Here is an 18,695-nt window from a genome sequence, read left to right as displayed (position 1 = left end):
CTCCAGTTTTTTGTAGGAAGTCCTACAAAGAGGACAAGAACCGAACGAATTGATTCGATATTATAAACAGCATTGGAGAAAGAAATTGCGTAAACCGTTTTCCCTTCTACCCCTTCTTATAACAATCGCCTTCCCGGTCTGTGCCGAATTCACGATACCGTTCCCGGAAAATGCCCGAAAAAAAGAAGTCCCGCCGATCGAGTCTAGTCGAGAAGAAAGAGTCTCACCTCGCACGGTTTCCATCAAGGAGAAAGAGAAGAAGGAAGCAAAATTGGCTTCTCGGAACGTGACAGAAGAAGCCGCAAAGGAGAGAGAAAGGGAGACTTCTTTGCCTAAGATACAAAGGACCAGGCCGAGAACAGGGAACCAAACTGCTGGACCGATTCCTCCCAGGTTTTATCGGGGCCTGTACGTAAATAACTCGATTATCTCGGACAAGAAGTCCCGGAAAAAATGGGAAACACTCCTGCAGGACGCTTCCGATGCTGGGATCAATGTGCTGGTGATCGACTTGCAACCTTTTACACTCTCTGCTTCCGAGGTTGCTCGAGTTAAAGAACTAGGTTTTTATCCGGTCGGGAGACTCGTAAACTTCGAAGGCGGATTGAAAACGGAATTGCCTAGCCAAGATAGGATGAATTCCATTTTGAATTACGTACGAAAGGCTTGTGCTTCGGGATTTCCGGAGATCCAATTGGATTATATACGTTATGCGGATATTACGGAAATCAAGATCCCTCTCAAACAGAAATACAAAAACATATCGGGAGTGATCGATCAGATCCGAACGGAAGCGAACCAATGTGAGAAGTTGCCGTACTTAGGTGCCGACATATTCGGGAGAATTCCTTTCAATAAGGACGACCAGATCGGACAGAAGGTGGAAAATTTCGCGCAAGCGATCGACGTGATCTATCCCATGCTGTATCCTTCGCATTTTTATGGACAACCTTCTCGGATCGCAAATCCGTACCAAACCATCTACGACGGACTCTTGAATACGAAGAAAAGATCCTTGTCGACGACTCGGGTCGTGGGTTGGATCCAAGGATTCACCATGTCCATACGTTCTTCGGGAAAATCCTTAAAGGATTATATTAAGGCCCAGATCGAGGCAAGTGTGGACAGCGAGAGTGATGGCTTTATTGTTTGGAATATCCAGAACCAATACGAAGAAACCTTCCGCGCAATTCGCGAAACAATAAAAGACGGAAAGTTGAAGATAGAAGATTAGGCTTTGGAATGGGAGGGACCAATGGATGACACATGGTTGAATCGATGGAATGATAGATACAGTAAGGAAGAATTTGCTTTCGGAGAAGAGCCGAATCTTTTCCTAAAAGAGCAACTCGACAAGCTAAAGCCGGGAAAGATCCTTTTTCCAGCCGAAGGAGAAGGAAGGAATGCGATCTACGCAGCTAAACTAGGTTGGGAAGCGTTTGCTTTTGATATTAGTATTGAAGGCAAGAAGAAGGCTATGAAGTTAGCCGAGAAGAATCATGTAAAGATAGATTACCAGGTCGGCGAATTGCAGACCTTGGACTTTAAGCCGGAGCAGTTTGATGCGATCGCTTTGATTTACGCTCATTTTCCCGCGGAGATCAAATCTTTATATCATAAGACCTTAGATACATTTCTGCGAAAGGGCGGAATGATCCTGTTTGAGGCGTTCAGTAAGAAGCATTTGGAATATGTAATGAAGGATGAAAGGATAGGCGGCCCTCGCGAACTTCCTATGTTATTCTCGATCGAAGAATTGCAATCCGACTTTCCGAATTACGAGGTAATAGAGTTAGTCGAGAGAGAGATCGACCTAAACGAAGGCTTGTATCATAACGGAAAAGGCTCCGTGATCCGATTTGTAGGACGGAAGAAATAATTCTCCACTAAGCTAGATCGAATATTCCTGCCCTTGAACCAGATCGAATCGAACAGAACTGGAGAGTGTAAACGGCGCGCCAACTCACCTGGAGTTTATAAGATCGGATCTTTTGTAGCTTCTTTAAGTTCGTCGAATAAGATCTCTACAAGTTTACCGGCTCCCATTTGTCTGATCTGACTCACTCCTTGTCCTGCCCAGAGAGAAAGGAAATCGGACATCCCCAGTTCGGCCGACTTTCTTCGAATGTCTCTCGTGAACGCATTTTGGGCAGGGAATGGGAGTACTGATTCGGGTTTTGTTTCCATTTCCTTTAGAAATCGATTTTGCAGACCTCGGGCGATACGTCCAGAGAACACTCGAGTCGTCTTAGTTAATAGATTCGTTTTATCTAATAAAGCTTTTCGATAAGGCGCAGAGGTGCCTGCTTCTTCGCAGAGAAGAAATGCGGTTCCTAATTGCGCCGCCATTGCTCCCAAAGACAGGGCAGCGGCAATCCCTGCTCCATCCATGATGCCACCTGCCGCAATCACCGGTATACGAAGCTTTGCGGCAAGCGCACGGATCAGGGGAAATAACCCGATCCCAGAGTCTTCCGATGTTTCGGAAAATATCCCTCTATGTCCTCCTGCCTCTATTCCTTGCGCCACAAGCCAGTCGACTCCGCTTTCTTCTGCCAAGATCCCTTCTTCTAAGGTTGTGGCAGTTCCGCACGTTATGATACCGTTCTTGTTGCATTCGTTTAGATATGATCTGTCCAGGAGCCCGAAGGTAAAACTAAATACGGAAGGCTTCTCTCTTAGCATGGCTTCGAATTGTTTATCAAAATCCAAGCTATAAGGCGCTTCGATCTTGGGAGAAGGGATCCCTAGTTCTTCTCTATACTTTTTCGTAGAGTTCAATGCGGATTCTTTTTGATCAGTTGATAATTCCGGATCCTTTACGGGTACGAAAAGATTTACTGCGATGGGTTTTGAGGTAAGGGTTTTTGTTTTACGGATGATCGCACCGATCTGTTCCGGAGTGTCGTAGGCAAGGCCGAGAGAACCAAGGCCACCTGCGTTTGAAACTGCCGCTATTAATTCAGGTGTGGACGGACCGCCTGCGAGAGGCGATAAGATAAGAGGACCTTTTAGATCAAGATGACTTACTATCGGATTGAAAGAGCTCAAAGCTCTTTCTCCAAGAGCAGGAGATCCTTGTCGCCTACGACTGATTTAGGTCGGTGAAGCTTATACGCTTCGATCGATTCCAGAGCCTTGTTACGTAAGAAATTCGCTTCATCGCTCAAGGTTGCGGATTTGGACCCTCCGGAAAGTTCTAGGAATCTTCTTCCATACAAAAGAGAGGTCAGTCTATGGATCCTGTAATCGGTAATATTGTCCAGGCTTGCTTCTTTCAAAAGTTTTTGAGAGATCTCCCAGGACTTCTCCTGGCGATTTCTGAGCTTAGGATCTTCTTCGGGACTTGCAACTGTCTTAGGCTTCTTGGAAGGTGCATAAGAAAGATATAATTTATAGTACGTTTCCGCACTTCTGAGCAATAATTCGTAATCGGATTTTGCTAAACGAAAGCCTTCTCTGGCAACTTCTTGCGCCTTGAGCAATTCTTCCGGGATATTGTTTCCTTTTGCAAAACTAGGAGCCTGGTCCGCTTTGCAATTTAAGAAGGAGACATACTCCCTCGTGAATCGCACCATATCCTGGTCGGAATCAAATCTGGATCTCTTATTCCATGCCGACGAAAATTCCGCACCTGCGCTCATCGGTAATATCCCGGAGCAGATCGGTTCCTTGGGATCGACTCCAGCTTCGTTCAAATACAACATTCCTAATCTGTAATGTGGCACGGGAGAAAGAGGATCCAAACGGATCGCCTTTCTATAGGACTGGATGGATTCCGGGACCTCGTCCCGATTGAAATGATAATCGCCTTTTTTACGTTCTACTAATGCAGGACCCGTCAACTCGGAAGAGATGGGGTAGGCTACGGTGAGCACCTTGTCTTTTGCCATGCTCAGGTATCCGATCCCTCTCAATTGTTTCCCGATAAAGGCGGTTTGAAAGACGGACTTTACTTCTATCTGACCAACTATGCTTCCGTCTTTGAATGTTTCGTGATCGAAGTCCTTCTCTATCAAGTAAAGGATCTGGCCCGGACGTATTCCAGGATCGTGGTGCACTTTGACGGTGACTATATCCGGTCTTGTATCGTATCCTAATTCGAAGCTCTTGTATTTTCCGTCGTACTCGATCGGCTTGACCTTGTCAAAGAGCATGGTCTCTCCGATCAAGACCATCTTCTCCTTGCGAGGCATTCCGTCCTTACCGACGTTCTTTGGCATTCCTACGTCACGGAATGCGTATATAATATCTTTCGAAAATATGGATGGATTGAAGAATAAAAAGACGGCTAGGGCAAGCACCGATCGGAAAGGGGCCATAGTAGGATTTTCGGTCGAAACTCCGTCCTCCAATATCCGAATTTAAAGGCTAAATCGTAAAAAGGCAAAGAATTTCCGGGTTAAGATAGAAGAAGGGAACCGAAATCTTGCAGCACCTCGTAAGAATGCTCCGCTTGCGGATGATTGCCCGGGCGGGACAGGATCACCGGATGGACTCCCGCAGCGAAAGCAGCGTCCGCTTCTTCCTTAATATCCGTAAAGAAGGTAATGGAAGAAGGGGATATCGAAAGTCTTTCTGCGATCCTTGTATAGCTTGCGGACTCTTTCTTTCCTCCTATAGCCGTATCGAAATAGGATTCGAAATAAGGAGTTAGATCTCCCGCTTCGCAGTATTTATAGATGAGGACTTGGGCCTCTACGCTTCCGGAAGAATAAACAGCGGCTCGCTTGCCTGCTTTCGCGATCCTTTCCAAGAAAGAAGGCACATCGGAGAAGATTGTGCTCTTGAGCTCTCCGGATTCGTAACCCTTCTTCCAGATCCTTCCTTGGATCTCTTTCAAGATTCCTAATTTACGATCTTTTGATACTAGGAATTTGCAGAATTCTGCCAAGGAACCCGAACTGGCCGAGACTTCTTTTCCATATTCCGGCTCGTTCTTGGAGGCAGAGATCAAATCTTTCACAAATCCTTCTTCTTTATTCTCCAAGAAGAAGGATCCGAAATTTTGCACCGAGTAAGGGAATAATACCTTATGCACGAATTCTATAGGAGTGGTCGTGCCTTCTATATCGAATAAGAATAACTCTGTGTCTTTTTCCTTCAATTAACCGGCCCTCCGAAGTCTGTTCGCTTCTTCTGCAAGGTTCTTATGAAGGGTTTCCTCGTCATGTTTGAAATTCTTCAGAATATAGATCCAAGAAAGTCCGCAAGGGATCCAGAAAAGGATGGAGATCGTGAAAGCTGTGGCCCTATCGGCAAGTACAGTGAGTAAGAGCGCTGCCATGGCAGGTCCGAGTCCCTGTCCCAAATTGTCGGTGAGATTATAGAGTGCGAACATAGAAGATCTGCTCTTAGGAGGATTCACATTCATGATCAACGCTCTCACATTCGGACCTGTTACGGAAATAATGATCCCGGTGACAATATTCACAATAATGAATATGGGACTCCCGGCCACGCTTCCCGCGTGTAGTAGATAGATCGTAGGAAGGATCCCGATCAGGATCATAGTTCCGCAGAAAATCGGGAGTAGGTTCTTGTTCTTGTCGTACAGCTTCTGGCCGAGTATTCCTCCGAAAAAGGTTCCGATGAAGATCCCTAATGCGGCGAAGATGACCAGTGCGGAGGCTGCGTCCTTCTTCATTCCATAATGAAATTCGTAATAATCGTTTAAGAATACGAAGAATACTCCCCAAGGCACACATCCTGGGATCCCTTGCATGAAGATCCCGATATTTGTCTTGGTGGAGAATAGGTTCCGGATGTCGGCCCATGTTAAGCGAACAGCCTCTTCTCCTTGATTAGCGGATATATTTGCGAATTCCTTCTCTCTACCTCCTCGGACAGGTTCCTTGCAGAATAATCCGTAAATGAGCATGAATAAGAAGGAAGGGGCGGCCATATAGATGAAGCTAAGCCTCCATCCGTTCACAGGGTCTGCGGCTCCCAAGGTTCCACCGGTCATTTGGCCGAGACCCACTCCGAGCCCTATGGAAAGAGAAAGATAGCCTGCCGCAGTGGATCTGGACTTGTCCGAAAAATAGTCCCCTACGAGAGAGAAGAGTAGAGGGAAACTTCCCCCCAAGCCGAAACCTGTCAGGGTTCTTAGGATGAGGAACTCGTCGTAGGTTCTTGCGAATCCGGAAAGCAAACAAGGGATCTCTCCTAGGAGCACTGTTCCGACCACGAGAGGTTTTCTGGAAAATCTCTGGGTGAGATAACCCATATAAACGGAAACGAAGCCTCCCAATACGAAGAAGCAAATGGGGATCATCCCGCCAAGTTTCCAATCGATCTCCCTTTGCTCGGTGATCCCGAAAGAGGCGGCAATATTGCGTAGGTTGGGAGCGATCAGGTTTTGATCCGCGAACAAAAAGAAGGCCATTCCCATGATCATCCAGAAGGCCAGGACTGCGTTACCTCCATGGGTTGCGAGTTCGCCTAACCCAAAATATCGAAGAAGACTTTTATCCGTAGTTGACCCAGTCATCCAAATTCTCTCCAAGCTTTGTTTCGCACCTTCAAGACGCCCGGTTTGGGTCGCTTGAGAGTGTCTTTTGTATCAATTTCATGCCGATTGGATTAAAGGCATGTAAAGCGACAGATTGATCAAAGGAAAAAGAATCGGCAACGAAAATGTGAAGGAGAGAAGCGGACTTTATTCTCTTTCCAATAAGAAGAAGCACCTAGATCGAGTGAGTGGAATCGACGCTTTCTTCCATTTTGGAATAAAGGCTTGACCATGCTAGGTTTTATCTATAGCTTCGGTCGCAATCGGGATCGCCGCCTATATTCGGATACGGAGCCAAAAGCATGGCCTACCAACACAAAGAATTCTTCATACAATCTTCCAGAGATAATACAAAACTATACGGCCAGGCTTGGACCAAATCCGGAGCGAATCGGGTTGTTGTATTTTGTCATGGATTCGGTGAACATAGCGGTAGGTATTCTAACCTGATCCAATACTTCAAAGATAGCGATGCGAATTTTTACGGACTGGATCTGAGAGGTCACGGAAAGTCCGAAGGCAAACGAGGTCATGCGGCTAGCTTCGAGCTCTTCGTGGACGATCTTGCGGACTTCATCCAAGAGGTGCGCAAACGGGAGAATAAGGACAAGATCCTTCTTTTGGGACATTCCATGGGTGGAGTCGTCGTTATTCGTTACGCTCTCGAGGGAATTAATCAGGATTATATCTATGGAGTGGTCGCTTGTTCATCCGCTCTTAAGATCCCAACTACAGCTGTACAAAGAGCGCAGATCGCAATTGCCGGTTTCTTGAGAAAGATCGCTCCTTCCACAACTTTGGATGCGAACCTGGATACGAGTCTGGTCAGCCGGGATCCAGAAGTGGTCCAGGCCTATATAGACGATCCTTTGGTCCACGGAAAGATCTCCTTCTCCATGGGATATGAGCTATTCCAACAGGGAGAGATCGCTAATAAGAAGGCAGGGATCCTGCGGACCCCAATCCTCATTCTTCACGGTCTTGCCGACAAGATCGCAGATCCTTCCGGAAGTTTGGAGTTCTATAATCATTTAGTATATAAGAATAAGAGAATGAAGACCTATAAGGGATTCTTCCACGAGCTTATGAACGAGCCGGCCGGAGAAAGGGAGAAGGTTCTAAAGGACATCAAGGAATTCATGGATTCTCTGGTTCCTGAAAGAAGCAAGCCTGCTCCTAAGAAGGCTACCAAGAAACCTTCTTCTAAGCCAAGCGCTAAGAAGAAGGTAGCCGCAAAGAAGAAATAGTAGGGTTAAGCCGACCTTTCGTTTCGAAAAGAACGATTTGGGCCGACACTTCTTCTAAGATTGTAAACCACTCTTACCGAATAAAATCGACCTTGTTGATAAAGCTGTAAGTGGTGTGATTCTCAATCCTTCTTTCTAAACTTCAGACCTATCGCAAAGGAAAGAAAGAATAAGAAAGATACGATCCCAACGACTCCGTAGATCGTCTTTTCGGTGGAGACAAAGATCTTCCCGTTTTGGACCTCTCTCTCCTGTTCTGCAACCGGTTCCACTACCGCTTCTCCACCGCTTACGGATAAAGTGATCTCATATTGAGGAGAAGGATAAGAAACTATATTAGCCTTCACATCTTCCGGAACTTCTTCTTTCACAGACCGAACAGTGCCGGCTCCCACATAAGAAACTTCCATGTCCTTTGGCTTGGAGAATACGACTCTCTCTCCTTCTTGCTTCTCGAATAATAGTCTATCCTTGAATCGAACGGAAGCCAGATCGCTGGCAGGGATCGCATACGTTACGAACAACTGAGAGGAGCCGGGTAGGATCGCTCTGTCCAGGGCCAAACCATTCTTACCTTGCTTCAATTGGAGTGGGATTGCCATTCCTGCTCCCTGGGTAAGTTGCGCCGAGATATCGGTAGCTTCGGTAGGAATATAGATCTCGATCGGATCATTCTCGTTTTGGAAGCTCTTAGGCGGGATGGTATTGTTCGTGAGAATAGATACTTTATAAACAATTAATGCGTCTTTGGTACGGACCACTTGTAAAAGGGATTTGGTCTTGATGGCACCCCGATCAGTGGTCTTGTCGTAGACCATCACTTCTTGGGGACGGGTCCTCATGATAGGTACAGGAGGAACGATCTTATTATAATTCACTCCGTTATAGGTCACCTGCAGAAGAATGGGCAGACCATCCGGGGCGCTCACCTTAGGTAGCTTAAACGATCCTTGGACAGGGCCCAGGTCTCCTATGGATAGAGGGATCATCTGTCTTTCCAAGGCGAATAAGCGAATGCTTTCTGCGGAACCGACTCCGCCGGTGCTTCCGTTTTTCAGGACGACCTGCAGTTCTACTTCTTCTCCGAACGCGGGAGTTAGGCTGAATAGGATAGAAAGAGAGAGAAATAGGATTAGAAGTTTCTTCTTCATGCGGAGAGTTCCAGTCTTTCCGGGCCCCCGAAAAAGGGAAAGTCTTTCCGTTCTAGATTCTTAGGCCCCGAAAACTCTAAAATTGTGGACGAAACCGGGACTTTGATTAAAAAGGATGCCTCCCCAAAGTCTTCTTGGGGCAAAAAAGAATCTATTTCCGGCAGAGGGAACCCTTGAAATTACTAAAAAGATTACTCATCGTCATACTTTCCTTTCTTGCTCTTCTACTCTTAATCATATATTTCACCACATTTCATCCATCTGAATTGCAAGAAGCCTCCGTGAACTGCGAATCCAACGCTCCGATCCTGGACAGTGCCAAGCAGATCAAATTACTTTCTTGGAATGTGCAATATTTTGCAGGAAAGAACAGAGTATTTTGGTACGACGTTCCGGATGAGAGCGGACCCGATACCGCTCCTTCTAGGGAGGAAGTGGAAAACACACTCAAGAAGGTGGCCAATGTGATCCTGGAACAAAATCCTGATTTTGTCCTATTCCAAGAAGTGGACGACGGAGCCAAGAAGACGTATAACGAGGATCAGGCGGAAAGGATCCTTCCCCTTCTTTCCGATCTATATCCTTGCAGAACGGAGGCATTCTATTGGAAGGCGGGATTCGTTCCTCATCCCAAGATCCTGGGATCAGTGGGAATGAAGCTAACCATATTCAGTAAATATAAAATAGTTTCCGCGCTTAGGCATCAACTTCCCACTCCTCCTGCGGATCCGATTACCCAACAATTACAATTGAAGAGAGCTGTGCTACAGGCGGACATTGCGACCCACGACGGGAAGACGATCACTATATTGAATACTCATCTAGATGCATTCTCGATGGGAACAGATACGATGCATAGACAGGTGGCAACCATCGCAAAGATCCTGGAAACCTTGGATGCGAAAAATATGCCTTGGATCTTGGCCGGAGATTTCAATCTTCTTCCTCCCGGTTTTTCCAGAAGCCAACTTCATCCGAACGGAGCCTTTTTCTATAGCGACGAAGAGGAAATTACCCCTCTATTCATAAAATGGAATTCGACTGCGACCCAGGAAGAGTTGAATGGGCCTAATAAAGAAAAATTCTACACCCATGTTCCGAACGATCCTCAGATCGCGAAGCCGGATCGTACCATCGATTATATCTTCTATTCAAGAGGGCTCACCAAGAAAGAATACAAGGTATTACAAGAAGGGGAAGCCGCCGAAGCAAGTGATCATCTTCCTCTCGAAGCCGTATTCGCTTCCGAAGAATAATTTCTTCGTACGCTCTTGGGATCCGCTTTGATATTGTATTTGCCTTCTTAGGATAGGCTAGCAAATCTCTTGCTCTTTTGTTAGAGAAACGGAACTTGGAAAAAAACTAAGATAGGTTGTATATGAGACCGTTTAAGATCCTAGGAGTCCAACAGATTGCGGTAGGCGGAGAGGACAAACAGAAACTCAAGAAATTTTGGGTGGATATTCTCGGCCTGGAGAACGTAGGCACATATCGCAGCGAAAAAGAGAATGTGGACGAAGACATTCTTAGAATGGGTAAGGGAGCTTACGCGGTTGAAGTGGATATCATGGAACCCGTGGATGCAAGCAAGAGCCCTAAGGTCCACGATCCGAAATTGAATCATATCGGTCTATGGGTGGATGATATTCATAAGGCTGTGGAATGGCTGAGTGCGCAAGGAGTTCGCTTTACTCCTGGCGGGATCCGCAAGGGAGCCGGTGGCCATGAAGTTACGTTCATTCATCCGAAAGGAAACGAGGAATTTCCTCTATGTGCCGAAGGGGTTCTGGTAGAGCTTGTCCAAGCTCCGAAGGAAGTCATAGACGCGTTAGGTTGATCGACTCAATAGATCCGGACTAAAATCCGAGTCCGAGAATACTATTAAAATAAGGTCCGTATTCGGGCCTTATTTTTTATCCAGCAGGAAGTAAGTATGCATCGGGCCTTTTCCTTTTACCTCGATGATGCTTCTGTCCTCAAAAGAATATTTATCCTTTAAAGAAAGATAAACTGCTTCCGAAACATGGATCCTTCCGGTAGAACCGTGGGACTCCATACGAGAGGCAGTGTTCACCGAATCGCCCCAAAGATCGTACACGAATTTGTTCTTACCGATCACTCCTGCGACTACCTCTCCTGTATGCAGTCCAATTCTCACATTGAAATCGAATTCAAGCTCGGGCTTCAGTTCTTCCAGACGACGGATCATATCTAATGCCGCCTCGGCCGCCTTGTCTGCGTGATCTGCGGTGGGAACTGGGATCCCTCCCGCTAACATATAACAGTCTCCGATCGTCTTGATCTTTTCCAATTTATACTTGTCGGCGATCACATCGAACTCTGTAAAAATACGGTTTAAGATCTCCACGAGTCGAGTCGGAGTCTTGATCTTAGTAGTAAGCTTGGAGAATCCTACTATATCCGCAAACAATACGGTAGAAGAAGGGAAGTAATCGGCGATGACACCTTCTCCTCCTTTTAATCTATCGGCTATGCTTCTAGGTAGGATATTCAATAGAAGGTTTTCGGACTTCTGTCTTTCTTCTTCTATATTCTTGTTCAGCTCTTCGATCTTTTCCAGGGAATCCTTCAATTCCTTGTTTCTCTTGGAAAGAGTGCGATATGCGTCGGCATTATCCACTCCGATCGCTACGTAGTTGGCAAGAGTCCTGAGTATGTTTAGCTGGTTGGGCTGGAATGCATTCTTAACGTAGCTATGTACTGTGAGAACTCCGATAAAACGTTCTTCTACCTTTAAAGGAAAGTAGGACGCAGATTGCGTATTCTCACCGAAATGCTTTCGGATCTCCGCCAGATATTGCGGAAAATCCTTCTCTACGTCCTGACTGATCAGTTCCTGTCCATGTTTGATACAATAAGAAGAAGGATTATCCTCTTCTAAGGAGTCCACCGAAGGAGCGGGAGTGTATCTTCCGTCTATTACGCAAAACTTATATTTGATCTCTTTCTTTTCTTCGTCGTAGATACCGAATGCAAGAATGTCCATAGGAACCATGGACTTGGTGTTCTGATACACAGACTGGATGATCACCTTAGGTTCGAGAGAAGAAGTAATGATCCTCCCAACCTCGGTGACCAGCTTAAGGTCCATATAGGCCGCCTCGAGCATTATATTAGAATTGGTTAATTCTTCTTGTGTCTTGAGGAGCCTATGCTGAGTGGAGTCCCCGATCTTCATGATCTTTGAGGACTGCTTTAACAAAGACTCGTAGGAATCTACTAAAGTCTTGAGTTTGTCCTTAGGATCTTCTCCGTTCTCGGAATTGTTCAGAAAGGACTGAGCATCCGAGAGAAGTTTGAATTCCTGCTCGAAGAAGGTATTGGATTCTTTTGTAGACTCGTTCTTTTCCACTGTCTCGGAAATCTATTTATAAGATTTCATTTTGAACGGAAGGCTAAGGTCAGAAGAGAATTCCTCACCGGTTTCCTGCATATCCTCATCGTCTTCCTTGTAAAGCCACTCGACCTCGACCTTTCCACCCTTGTCGTGATATTTTTGGAGATGATCCAAAATATCCATGATCACTTTGGAGGAACTGGTATTGAAATAATCCATTTGAAAACGGAACTGTATCTGTTTGTTAGAAGCCTGAATAGCTGCCAACCAATCGAATACTGGCTTGTAGAACGCCATCGCATTCTCGGGATACGACTCTCCGATGATCTCCGCGACGCCTTTGGATGAATCTAAGATGACTTCTGGTGAAGTTTTAGTTTGTTGTATATGTAAGGATTCCATGACTAGTTTTCCTTCGTAAAAAATGCGGAGATTGTGAAGAAGGATTGTTTCCCATCCAACGAATCAAAATGAAATACAAGAGGTCCATCCGACTTTCTCGCAATATCGATCAATCCTACTCCGGCTCCCTTACTATCCTCCGGTCTCTCCGACCTGAGTTGTTGCTGATAGAAGGACTTTAATTCGTCCTTATTCATGGAGTTGATTTTTTGGATCCTTTCCGTGAGAAACTCGATTTTCTCGTTCAGTACCAAATTTCCCGAAGCAACATGGTAGCCAACTGAATTTTCCCGGACTACGAGTATCCCTACCCCTGCGTCCTTTTGCTCCTCGTTGATCTTGCGCTCCGCGGAGTAGTGCAGCATGTTCTGGGCGAGTTCTATAAATACGGCAAAAATTTTCTTAATTTTGGATTCCGTGCTGAGAGAGGTACGGATCATAGAACCCAATTCGGTCAACACTTCTTGGGACAGCCTGCCCTTGAAGGATACTAGCAAATTATATTCGCTGGTTTCCCGATAAGTCTTAAACAGATTAACGACTTCATTTTCCATCATTAGCATCTTCCTTGTTCAGAAACATCTCCTTTATTTAACCCCCCAAAACCACACCGACAAGTGTTATGTCGTCCCGCTGCGCTTCTCCGTTTTGGTGAGCTAGCAGAAAGGATTCCATTCTCTCTTTTTGTTCCGCACAGGAAAGGTGTTCTATTCCACCCAAGAATGCCAGAAATCCTTTGGTACCGATCTTCATGCGTTCCGGATTCGGCTGATCCATGAAACCGTCCGTGGTTAAGTAGACACTCGTTCGAATTCCTTTTTCTAGAGGAATGGAGTGCGTCGTGAATTTTCGCGTCTCTTCTTTTTGCTTGCCGCCTATCGAGAACCTATCTCCTTTAATTTCGGTCAAGACTCCGCCTTTTCCTATAAAAATAGGGCGTTTCGCTCCCGCAAAGAATAAATTATTGTCTTGGATCTTTAATAGGCAGAGGTCCATTCCGTCCCTGGAATTGGTTTGATCGGTATCCTGCTTTAAAGCCTGTCTTACTTTCAGGTGAAGAAGGCTTAGGATCTCTCCCGGTTCAGTGATACCTATCTCGTTCACGATCTGGTTCAAAAGAGTATTGCCTATCATGGACATAAGCGCTCCCGGAACCCCGTGACCAGTACAATCCACGGCGGCTATATAAGTCGCATCTTCCTGTTTGGAAAACCAATAGAAGTCTCCGGAAACGATATCCTTGGGGCGGAATATCACGAAATAATCCTCCAAGGATTTGCTCAAGATCTCATGGGCTGGAAGGATCGCCTGTTGGATATTCAAAGAATATGTAATACTGTCCGTAATGTGCTGATTCTTCAGGGCTAGATCATCGTTGGCAGTCGCCAATTCCTTGGTTCTTTCCGCAACCTTGCTTTCCAAGTTAGCATAGAGTAACGCATTGTCGATAGAGATCGCTGCCTGAGAAGAAAGGATGGAGATAGTCTGCAATCGATCCGAAGTGAATGCTGCTTCGGAAAGATTATTCTCTAAATATAATATACCGATCAGCTCTCCCTGCTTGATGATAGGAGAACATAAGACCGACTTGGTTTTTCTTTCCCGGATATAAGGATCCTTATTGAACTTTTCATCCGCGAATGCGTTCCTTAATACCAGATCTTCCTTGGTCCTCTCCACATAATAGATAACGCTGATCGGGATGTTCTTGCTTTCTTGGAGAGGAGTTCCTTGCATGACCCGGATCTCGTCGTCCGTTATGCTACCCTCAGCTTCTACGAAGAGCTTTCCGTCCCTTCGCAGGATCATGACTCCCTTCTCCGCTCCCACATTCTCTATGGAGATCTGCATCAACGTATCCAATAAGGATTCCAGTTTGATTTCCCCGGAGATCGCAGTGGAACTTTTCAGAATGGATTGGAAGTCCAAAGTCTGTCCGGTATATACTTCCGTTGCGGAAGCGGTACGTGTGCTTAGGGTCCCGATGGTCCTGGTGGTGCGGAAGGTATCCCTTCCTCCTTTTTCTCGGATGAATTCCGGATACTTTGCTCGCAAGAGTTCTTGTTTCTTGGTGGCTCCCCATCTTCCGTACTTTTGGTAGGCCTCGCCCACATATTGGGAACCTATCTTTGCGCTTCCCTTAGAGAACCAGAACTTGGACGCGAGTTCTGCGGCCAAGGCCTCGTCGTTATAATATTCGTTTTTACTCGCGAGCTGGATGGCTTGCTCGTATGTCTTTGCAGCCTTCCAGTTTTTGTATTCTAGTCTTGCGAGTTCGGCTTCGACTAAGAGATATTTGTGTTCGAAGTTCTCGGGAGAATTCTCTGAGAGAAGTTTCAGTTTTTGCTGATTCTGTTTCATTCTCTCCAGGAACTTAGCTTTCTTATCTTGAGGAGAAAGTTTATAGTTCGCAGCCATTGCGAGAGAATATAGATAGGCATGTTCTTCTACTGCGATCTGTCCGGAAATGAAACCAAGCATTCCTTCTGCTTCTTCCAATTCTTTGAGAGCCGCTTCCGGTTCTCCATAGGAGAGAAGCATTCTGCTCTTCATGATCTTGAATAAACAAACAGGGAAGGGGCTCTGGTGGGAATTACATAACTCTATGAATTCTTGCTCATTCATTTCCTCTGTGGAGAATTCCGTATGAGAGGCGGTCTTTCCTCTCAAGTTGGAAACGATGAGCGCCGAAGCGAGAACGGTATCGATTGCCAGGTTATTCTTCACCTTTCTGGTGAATTTCAAGAGTCCATCTATTTTAGGTTTTACTAATTCTAGGTTCTTGGACTGGAGCACCACGTTGATCGCGTCGTTCATTGCGCAATATCCGCCGTGCAGGAATTCTCCCGATTCTAAACTAGCTTGGATCCCTCTATGATTGATCTCTTCGGAATACTTTAAGTGTTTTACGAAGGGAGTCGTATAGTTCGCGAGAATATTGGCTGCCTTCGTGATGCCACTCGGGTTCTTGAACTTCTCGCTTACCTTGATGGCAAGTTCTGCGAACTCATATCCTTTTCGATATTGTTGGAATCCGGATGTAAGCACGATCGCATACATGGAATATCCGTATGGATCGGAAACGTTTCCGTGTTTCAAGAATAGGTTTACCATCTTGAGCGAGATGACCGGGAATAAAGTAAGAGCGTAGTTATAAACAGTAGGGATGGCGCTGGTCATCAGATTAACCGCCATAATATGTTCCTGCTTTTGGATCAGAGGAAGATCCAAGAGAGATTCGACCGTCTTTCCCTCTAAGGCTGCGTTTGCGATCTCTACTTCCGCTCCGGTCACCTTGTCGTGATCCTTGTCCGGAATGTCTACGCCCAAGGGCTTTAACGCCTTGATGATCATAGGGAGCGCAAGATCGAATTTCCCTAGGGCGGAATATTCTATGATAAGAAGATTGTAAGCGTCTGCCTGTTCGATCGGAGTCTTAGCATATTTCAAAAGAGTATCTATCGTCTTTTGCGAATCTTCGAATACTCCTGTCAGGTACTGGATCTCTCCTAATTCTCTGAATACGGAATAACAGATCTCATAGTGTTTTGCCCAGAGCCGATCGTCTCCCTCGTTCGCTTCCGGAAGAAGGAAAAGCATCTCTCTTGCTTTTGCAATATAGCTCAAGGCAGGTTTGTAAGCAGTTGAATTCTTTGCCTTCTTTCCTGCGATGAGATCTAACTGCGCGAGACGAAGTTTTTCGGAAGCCTCGGTAATATAAGGAGAACCAATGTTCAAGTGATTCGCTATATCGAAGATATTGTCCTCGATCTGTTTTTGGTCCGCACCTTCGAGAAGGAACCTACCGAGTTGCAATCTGATTTTCTTCTTCTTATCCTCGTCTATGATCTCATACGCTGCTTGCTGTACTCGGTCATGCTGGAATCTATACATGACTGTCTTTGCAGCTTGGAGAAGTTTTTCCTTATTGGATTCTTTTTCATCCAATGCTTCTCCTAGACGATAGTTGTCTCCGACGGGTACGATCAATTCTTCTTGGACCGCCTCTTGCAAGGCTCCTACTGTGGTCTTATAATCCGTTTCTAGGATCCTGGTGAGGAGTGCCAAATCGAAGGAACTTCCGATACAGGAAGCAAGTTCTAATGTCTCTTGGATCTTAGGAGGAAGTTTACGGATCCGGTTGATGAGAAGTTCGACAACATTATCCGAAATCTTAGTGTTCTTGATCTTGGCGATATCCCATTTCCAAGTGCCTTCTCCCGGTTTTCCTGTTCCTTGGTCAAAATAGACGGAATCCTCTTTGGCGAGCTGCTTCAATAGCTCACCGATAAAGAACGGGTTTCCTCCGGTCTTTGCATGAACAATCTCGGAAAGTTCGGTGATCTTGTCCTGGGCAGTATGAAGGCTGTCCATTAGCAATTCCTTCACATCCTTTAGTGCGAGAGGCTGCAATACGATCTTGTACGGATCTAGTCCTTCTTTTTCCAATACGTCCAATAGAGCTTGGAACGGATGGGAAGAGTCCACTTCGTTATCGCGATATGCTAATATAATAAAAAGATGACTTACAGTTACATCTTCCATTAGGATCCGCAGAAGTTCCAGAGAAGCGGTATCCGCCCATTGCAAATCATCCAAAAAGACAGCGAGAGGGTGATCGGAACTTGCAAAAACCTTAATGAAGTTCTGGAATACTATATAAAAACGGTTGGCGTTCTCTTGGGGACCAAGTTCCGGGACTGCTTCCTGTTTTCCTATGATGATCTCGAGTTCAGGGATCACATCCGTGACTACCTTTCCGTTTGCGCCTAGAGCCTTACGGATCTTTCCTTTCCAGGCTTCGATCCTTTCCGGTGGCTCGGTTAGGATCAATTCTACTAAACTGGAGAAGACTTGTATGATCGCGGAAAAGGGAAGGTTCCGATTGTACTGATCGAATTTTCCGGAGATAAAATAACCTTTGGATTCCGTAAGGGGCTTATTGATCTCTTTTACGAGCGAGGATTTACCCACACCGGAATATCCTCCGATCAATACCATTCTGGAACGACCGTTAGTCGCAACATTCTTAAACTCTTCCAAAAGGGTTTTGATATATTCTTCCCTTCCGTAGAGTTTTTGAGGGATCTTGAACTCGGTGGAGAAATCGTTTTGAGCCAATGGGAAGGCCGGAAAATCGGTGTTTTCCTTCCAAAGAGAATAGGCCTTTTCCAAGTCTCCTTGGAGCCCTCTCGCAGTTTGATATCTGTCTTCTGCGTTCTTTGCCAGAAGCTTCATTACAATATCTGAAAGTACGGACGGGATCTCAGGACGGGCTTCCTTCGGAGAAACAGGGATCTTTGCTAAGTGAGAATGCACCAGCTGTAGTAGATCGTCTCCTTCGAAAGGAAGTTTGCCTAAAAGCATTTCGTAGAAGGTGATCCCGAGAGAATAGAAATCACTTCTATAATCCACGGATCGGTTCATTCTTCCTGTTTGCTCCGGAGAAACATAATGAATGGAGCCCTCTAAAATATTGGGAGCAGACCAAGAAGTCTCTTCTTTATTGAGCCTAGTGGAGATCCCAAAGTCTATGATCCGGACCTGTTTGGTCTCCTTATTATAGATAATGTTCTCTGGTTTTAAGTCCTTATGAATGATCTTGCGGGAATGGATCTCGCTTAACCTTTCCGATAATTGGATCGCAATGGAGAAGAAGTCCGTAAGGGTCATCGGCTTCTTTGCGATGAAGTCCTTTAGGGAACCTCCGGACACATAGTCCATGAACAGAGCGAATCCATCTTGGAGCTTTTCGAACTTGATCGGCTTAACGAATTCTTTCTCGGATAATAATGTTAAGATCTCGTATTCGTTCTTGAGATTGACTACAGAAGGATGCAGTTCGTCCAAAACGGGAAGGAATTTGATGATTATCGATTTGCTATCATCTTTTCGAACGGCCTTATACACTTCCGAGGCAGATTCGGCGTTTAGCCTTTCTCTTAGTTCGAATCCTGTTACGATCATCCTTCTACTTCACCTTTTCTTTTGATTTGTTTCTATTTTTTGGGCGGAACAGATAT

The 18,695-nt window shown here is 45.6% G+C and carries 14 protein-coding genes; 5 read left to right on the top strand and 9 right to left on the bottom strand.

The features are described 5' to 3' along the window. Positions 1-85 precede the first annotated feature (85 nt). A complete protein-coding gene (locus EHO57_RS13295) occupies positions 86-1,234 on the top strand; it encodes a putative glycoside hydrolase (RefSeq protein ID WP_135645717.1) in 1,149 nt (382 codons plus the stop codon). A 21-nt stretch (positions 1,235-1,255) separates the two neighbouring features. Beyond that, positions 1,256-1,879 carry a class I SAM-dependent methyltransferase gene (locus EHO57_RS13290; protein ID WP_135645622.1) on the top strand — a complete coding sequence of 208 codons (624 nt, stop codon included), beginning with the start codon at positions 1,256-1,258 and terminating at the stop codon, positions 1,877-1,879. Positions 1,880-1,974: 95 nt separating this feature from the next. Here EHO57_RS13290 and EHO57_RS13285 read toward each other — a convergent pair whose 3' ends face one another. The 4 genes from EHO57_RS13285 to EHO57_RS13270 all read right to left on the bottom strand — a co-directional run bounded on the left by EHO57_RS13285 (position 1,975) and on the right by EHO57_RS13270 (position 6,493). After that, positions 1,975-3,051, bottom strand: a complete 1,077-nt coding sequence (locus EHO57_RS13285; protein WP_210410036.1) for an NAD(P)H-dependent flavin oxidoreductase — start codon at positions 3,049-3,051, stop codon at positions 1,975-1,977. Next, positions 3,048-4,322 carry a tetratricopeptide repeat protein gene (locus EHO57_RS13280; protein WP_135645623.1) on the bottom strand — a complete coding sequence of 425 codons (1,275 nt, stop codon included), beginning with the start codon at positions 4,320-4,322 and terminating at the stop codon, positions 3,048-3,050. Before EHO57_RS13280 ends, EHO57_RS13285 begins: the two co-directional genes overlap by 4 nt. An 80-nt stretch (positions 4,323-4,402) precedes the next feature. Continuing rightward, entirely contained in the window at positions 4,403-5,107 is a 705-nt protein-coding gene (gene mtnC / locus EHO57_RS13275) for an acireductone synthase (protein ID WP_135645624.1), read from the bottom strand. Beyond that, a complete protein-coding gene (locus tag EHO57_RS13270; protein ID WP_135645625.1) occupies positions 5,108-6,493 on the bottom strand; it encodes an MFS transporter in 1,386 nt (461 codons plus the stop codon). It abuts the gene before it with no gap. A 323-nt stretch (positions 6,494-6,816) separates the two neighbouring features. On the opposite strand from EHO57_RS13270, the gene EHO57_RS13265 reads away from it, so the two are divergent. Next, positions 6,817-7,761 carry an alpha/beta hydrolase gene (locus tag EHO57_RS13265; protein ID WP_135645626.1) on the top strand — a complete coding sequence of 315 codons (945 nt, stop codon included), beginning with the start codon at positions 6,817-6,819 and terminating at the stop codon, positions 7,759-7,761. Between the two features lie 122 nt (positions 7,762-7,883). Here EHO57_RS13265 and EHO57_RS13260 read toward each other — a convergent pair whose 3' ends face one another. Further along, positions 7,884-8,912 (bottom strand): hypothetical protein, encoded by a 1,029-nt coding sequence (locus EHO57_RS13260; protein WP_210410037.1) that lies wholly within the window; start codon positions 8,910-8,912, stop codon positions 7,884-7,886. A 173-nt stretch (positions 8,913-9,085) separates the two neighbouring features. On the opposite strand from EHO57_RS13260, the gene EHO57_RS13255 reads away from it, so the two are divergent. Beyond that, positions 9,086-10,168 carry an endonuclease/exonuclease/phosphatase family protein gene (locus EHO57_RS13255; protein WP_135645627.1) on the top strand — a complete coding sequence of 361 codons (1,083 nt, stop codon included), beginning with the start codon at positions 9,086-9,088 and terminating at the stop codon, positions 10,166-10,168. Positions 10,169-10,290: 122 nt separating this feature from the next. After that, positions 10,291-10,749, top strand: a complete 459-nt coding sequence (locus EHO57_RS13250) for a VOC family protein (protein WP_135645628.1) — start codon at positions 10,291-10,293, stop codon at positions 10,747-10,749. Positions 10,750-10,818: 69 nt separating this feature from the next. Here EHO57_RS13250 and EHO57_RS13245 read toward each other — a convergent pair whose 3' ends face one another. The 4 genes from EHO57_RS13245 to EHO57_RS13230 are packed head-to-tail and all read right to left on the bottom strand — an operon-like array spanning position 10,819 to position 18,639. Continuing rightward, entirely contained in the window at positions 10,819-12,285 is a 1,467-nt protein-coding gene (locus EHO57_RS13245; protein ID WP_135645629.1) for an adenylate/guanylate cyclase domain-containing protein, read from the bottom strand. A gap of 12 nt (positions 12,286-12,297) precedes the next feature. Further along, positions 12,298-12,672: a DUF1987 domain-containing protein gene (locus EHO57_RS13240; RefSeq protein WP_135645630.1), complete on the bottom strand. Its 375-nt coding sequence runs from the start codon at positions 12,670-12,672 to the stop codon at positions 12,298-12,300. 2 nt (positions 12,673-12,674) lie between these two features. After that, positions 12,675-13,229 carry a SiaB family protein kinase gene (locus EHO57_RS13235; RefSeq protein WP_135645631.1) on the bottom strand — a complete coding sequence of 185 codons (555 nt, stop codon included), beginning with the start codon at positions 13,227-13,229 and terminating at the stop codon, positions 12,675-12,677. A 34-nt stretch (positions 13,230-13,263) separates the two neighbouring features. Next, positions 13,264-18,639: a protein kinase domain-containing protein gene (locus EHO57_RS13230; RefSeq protein WP_135645632.1), complete on the bottom strand. Its 5,376-nt coding sequence runs from the start codon at positions 18,637-18,639 to the stop codon at positions 13,264-13,266. Positions 18,640-18,695 lie beyond the last annotated feature (56 nt).

Origin of the sequence: Leptospira langatensis (genome assembly GCF_004770615.1) — a bacterium.
GTDB classification, from domain to species: domain Bacteria; phylum Spirochaetota; class Leptospiria; order Leptospirales; family Leptospiraceae; genus Leptospira_B; species Leptospira_B langatensis.
This window is presented reverse-complemented; position numbering and strand designations above follow the sequence as displayed.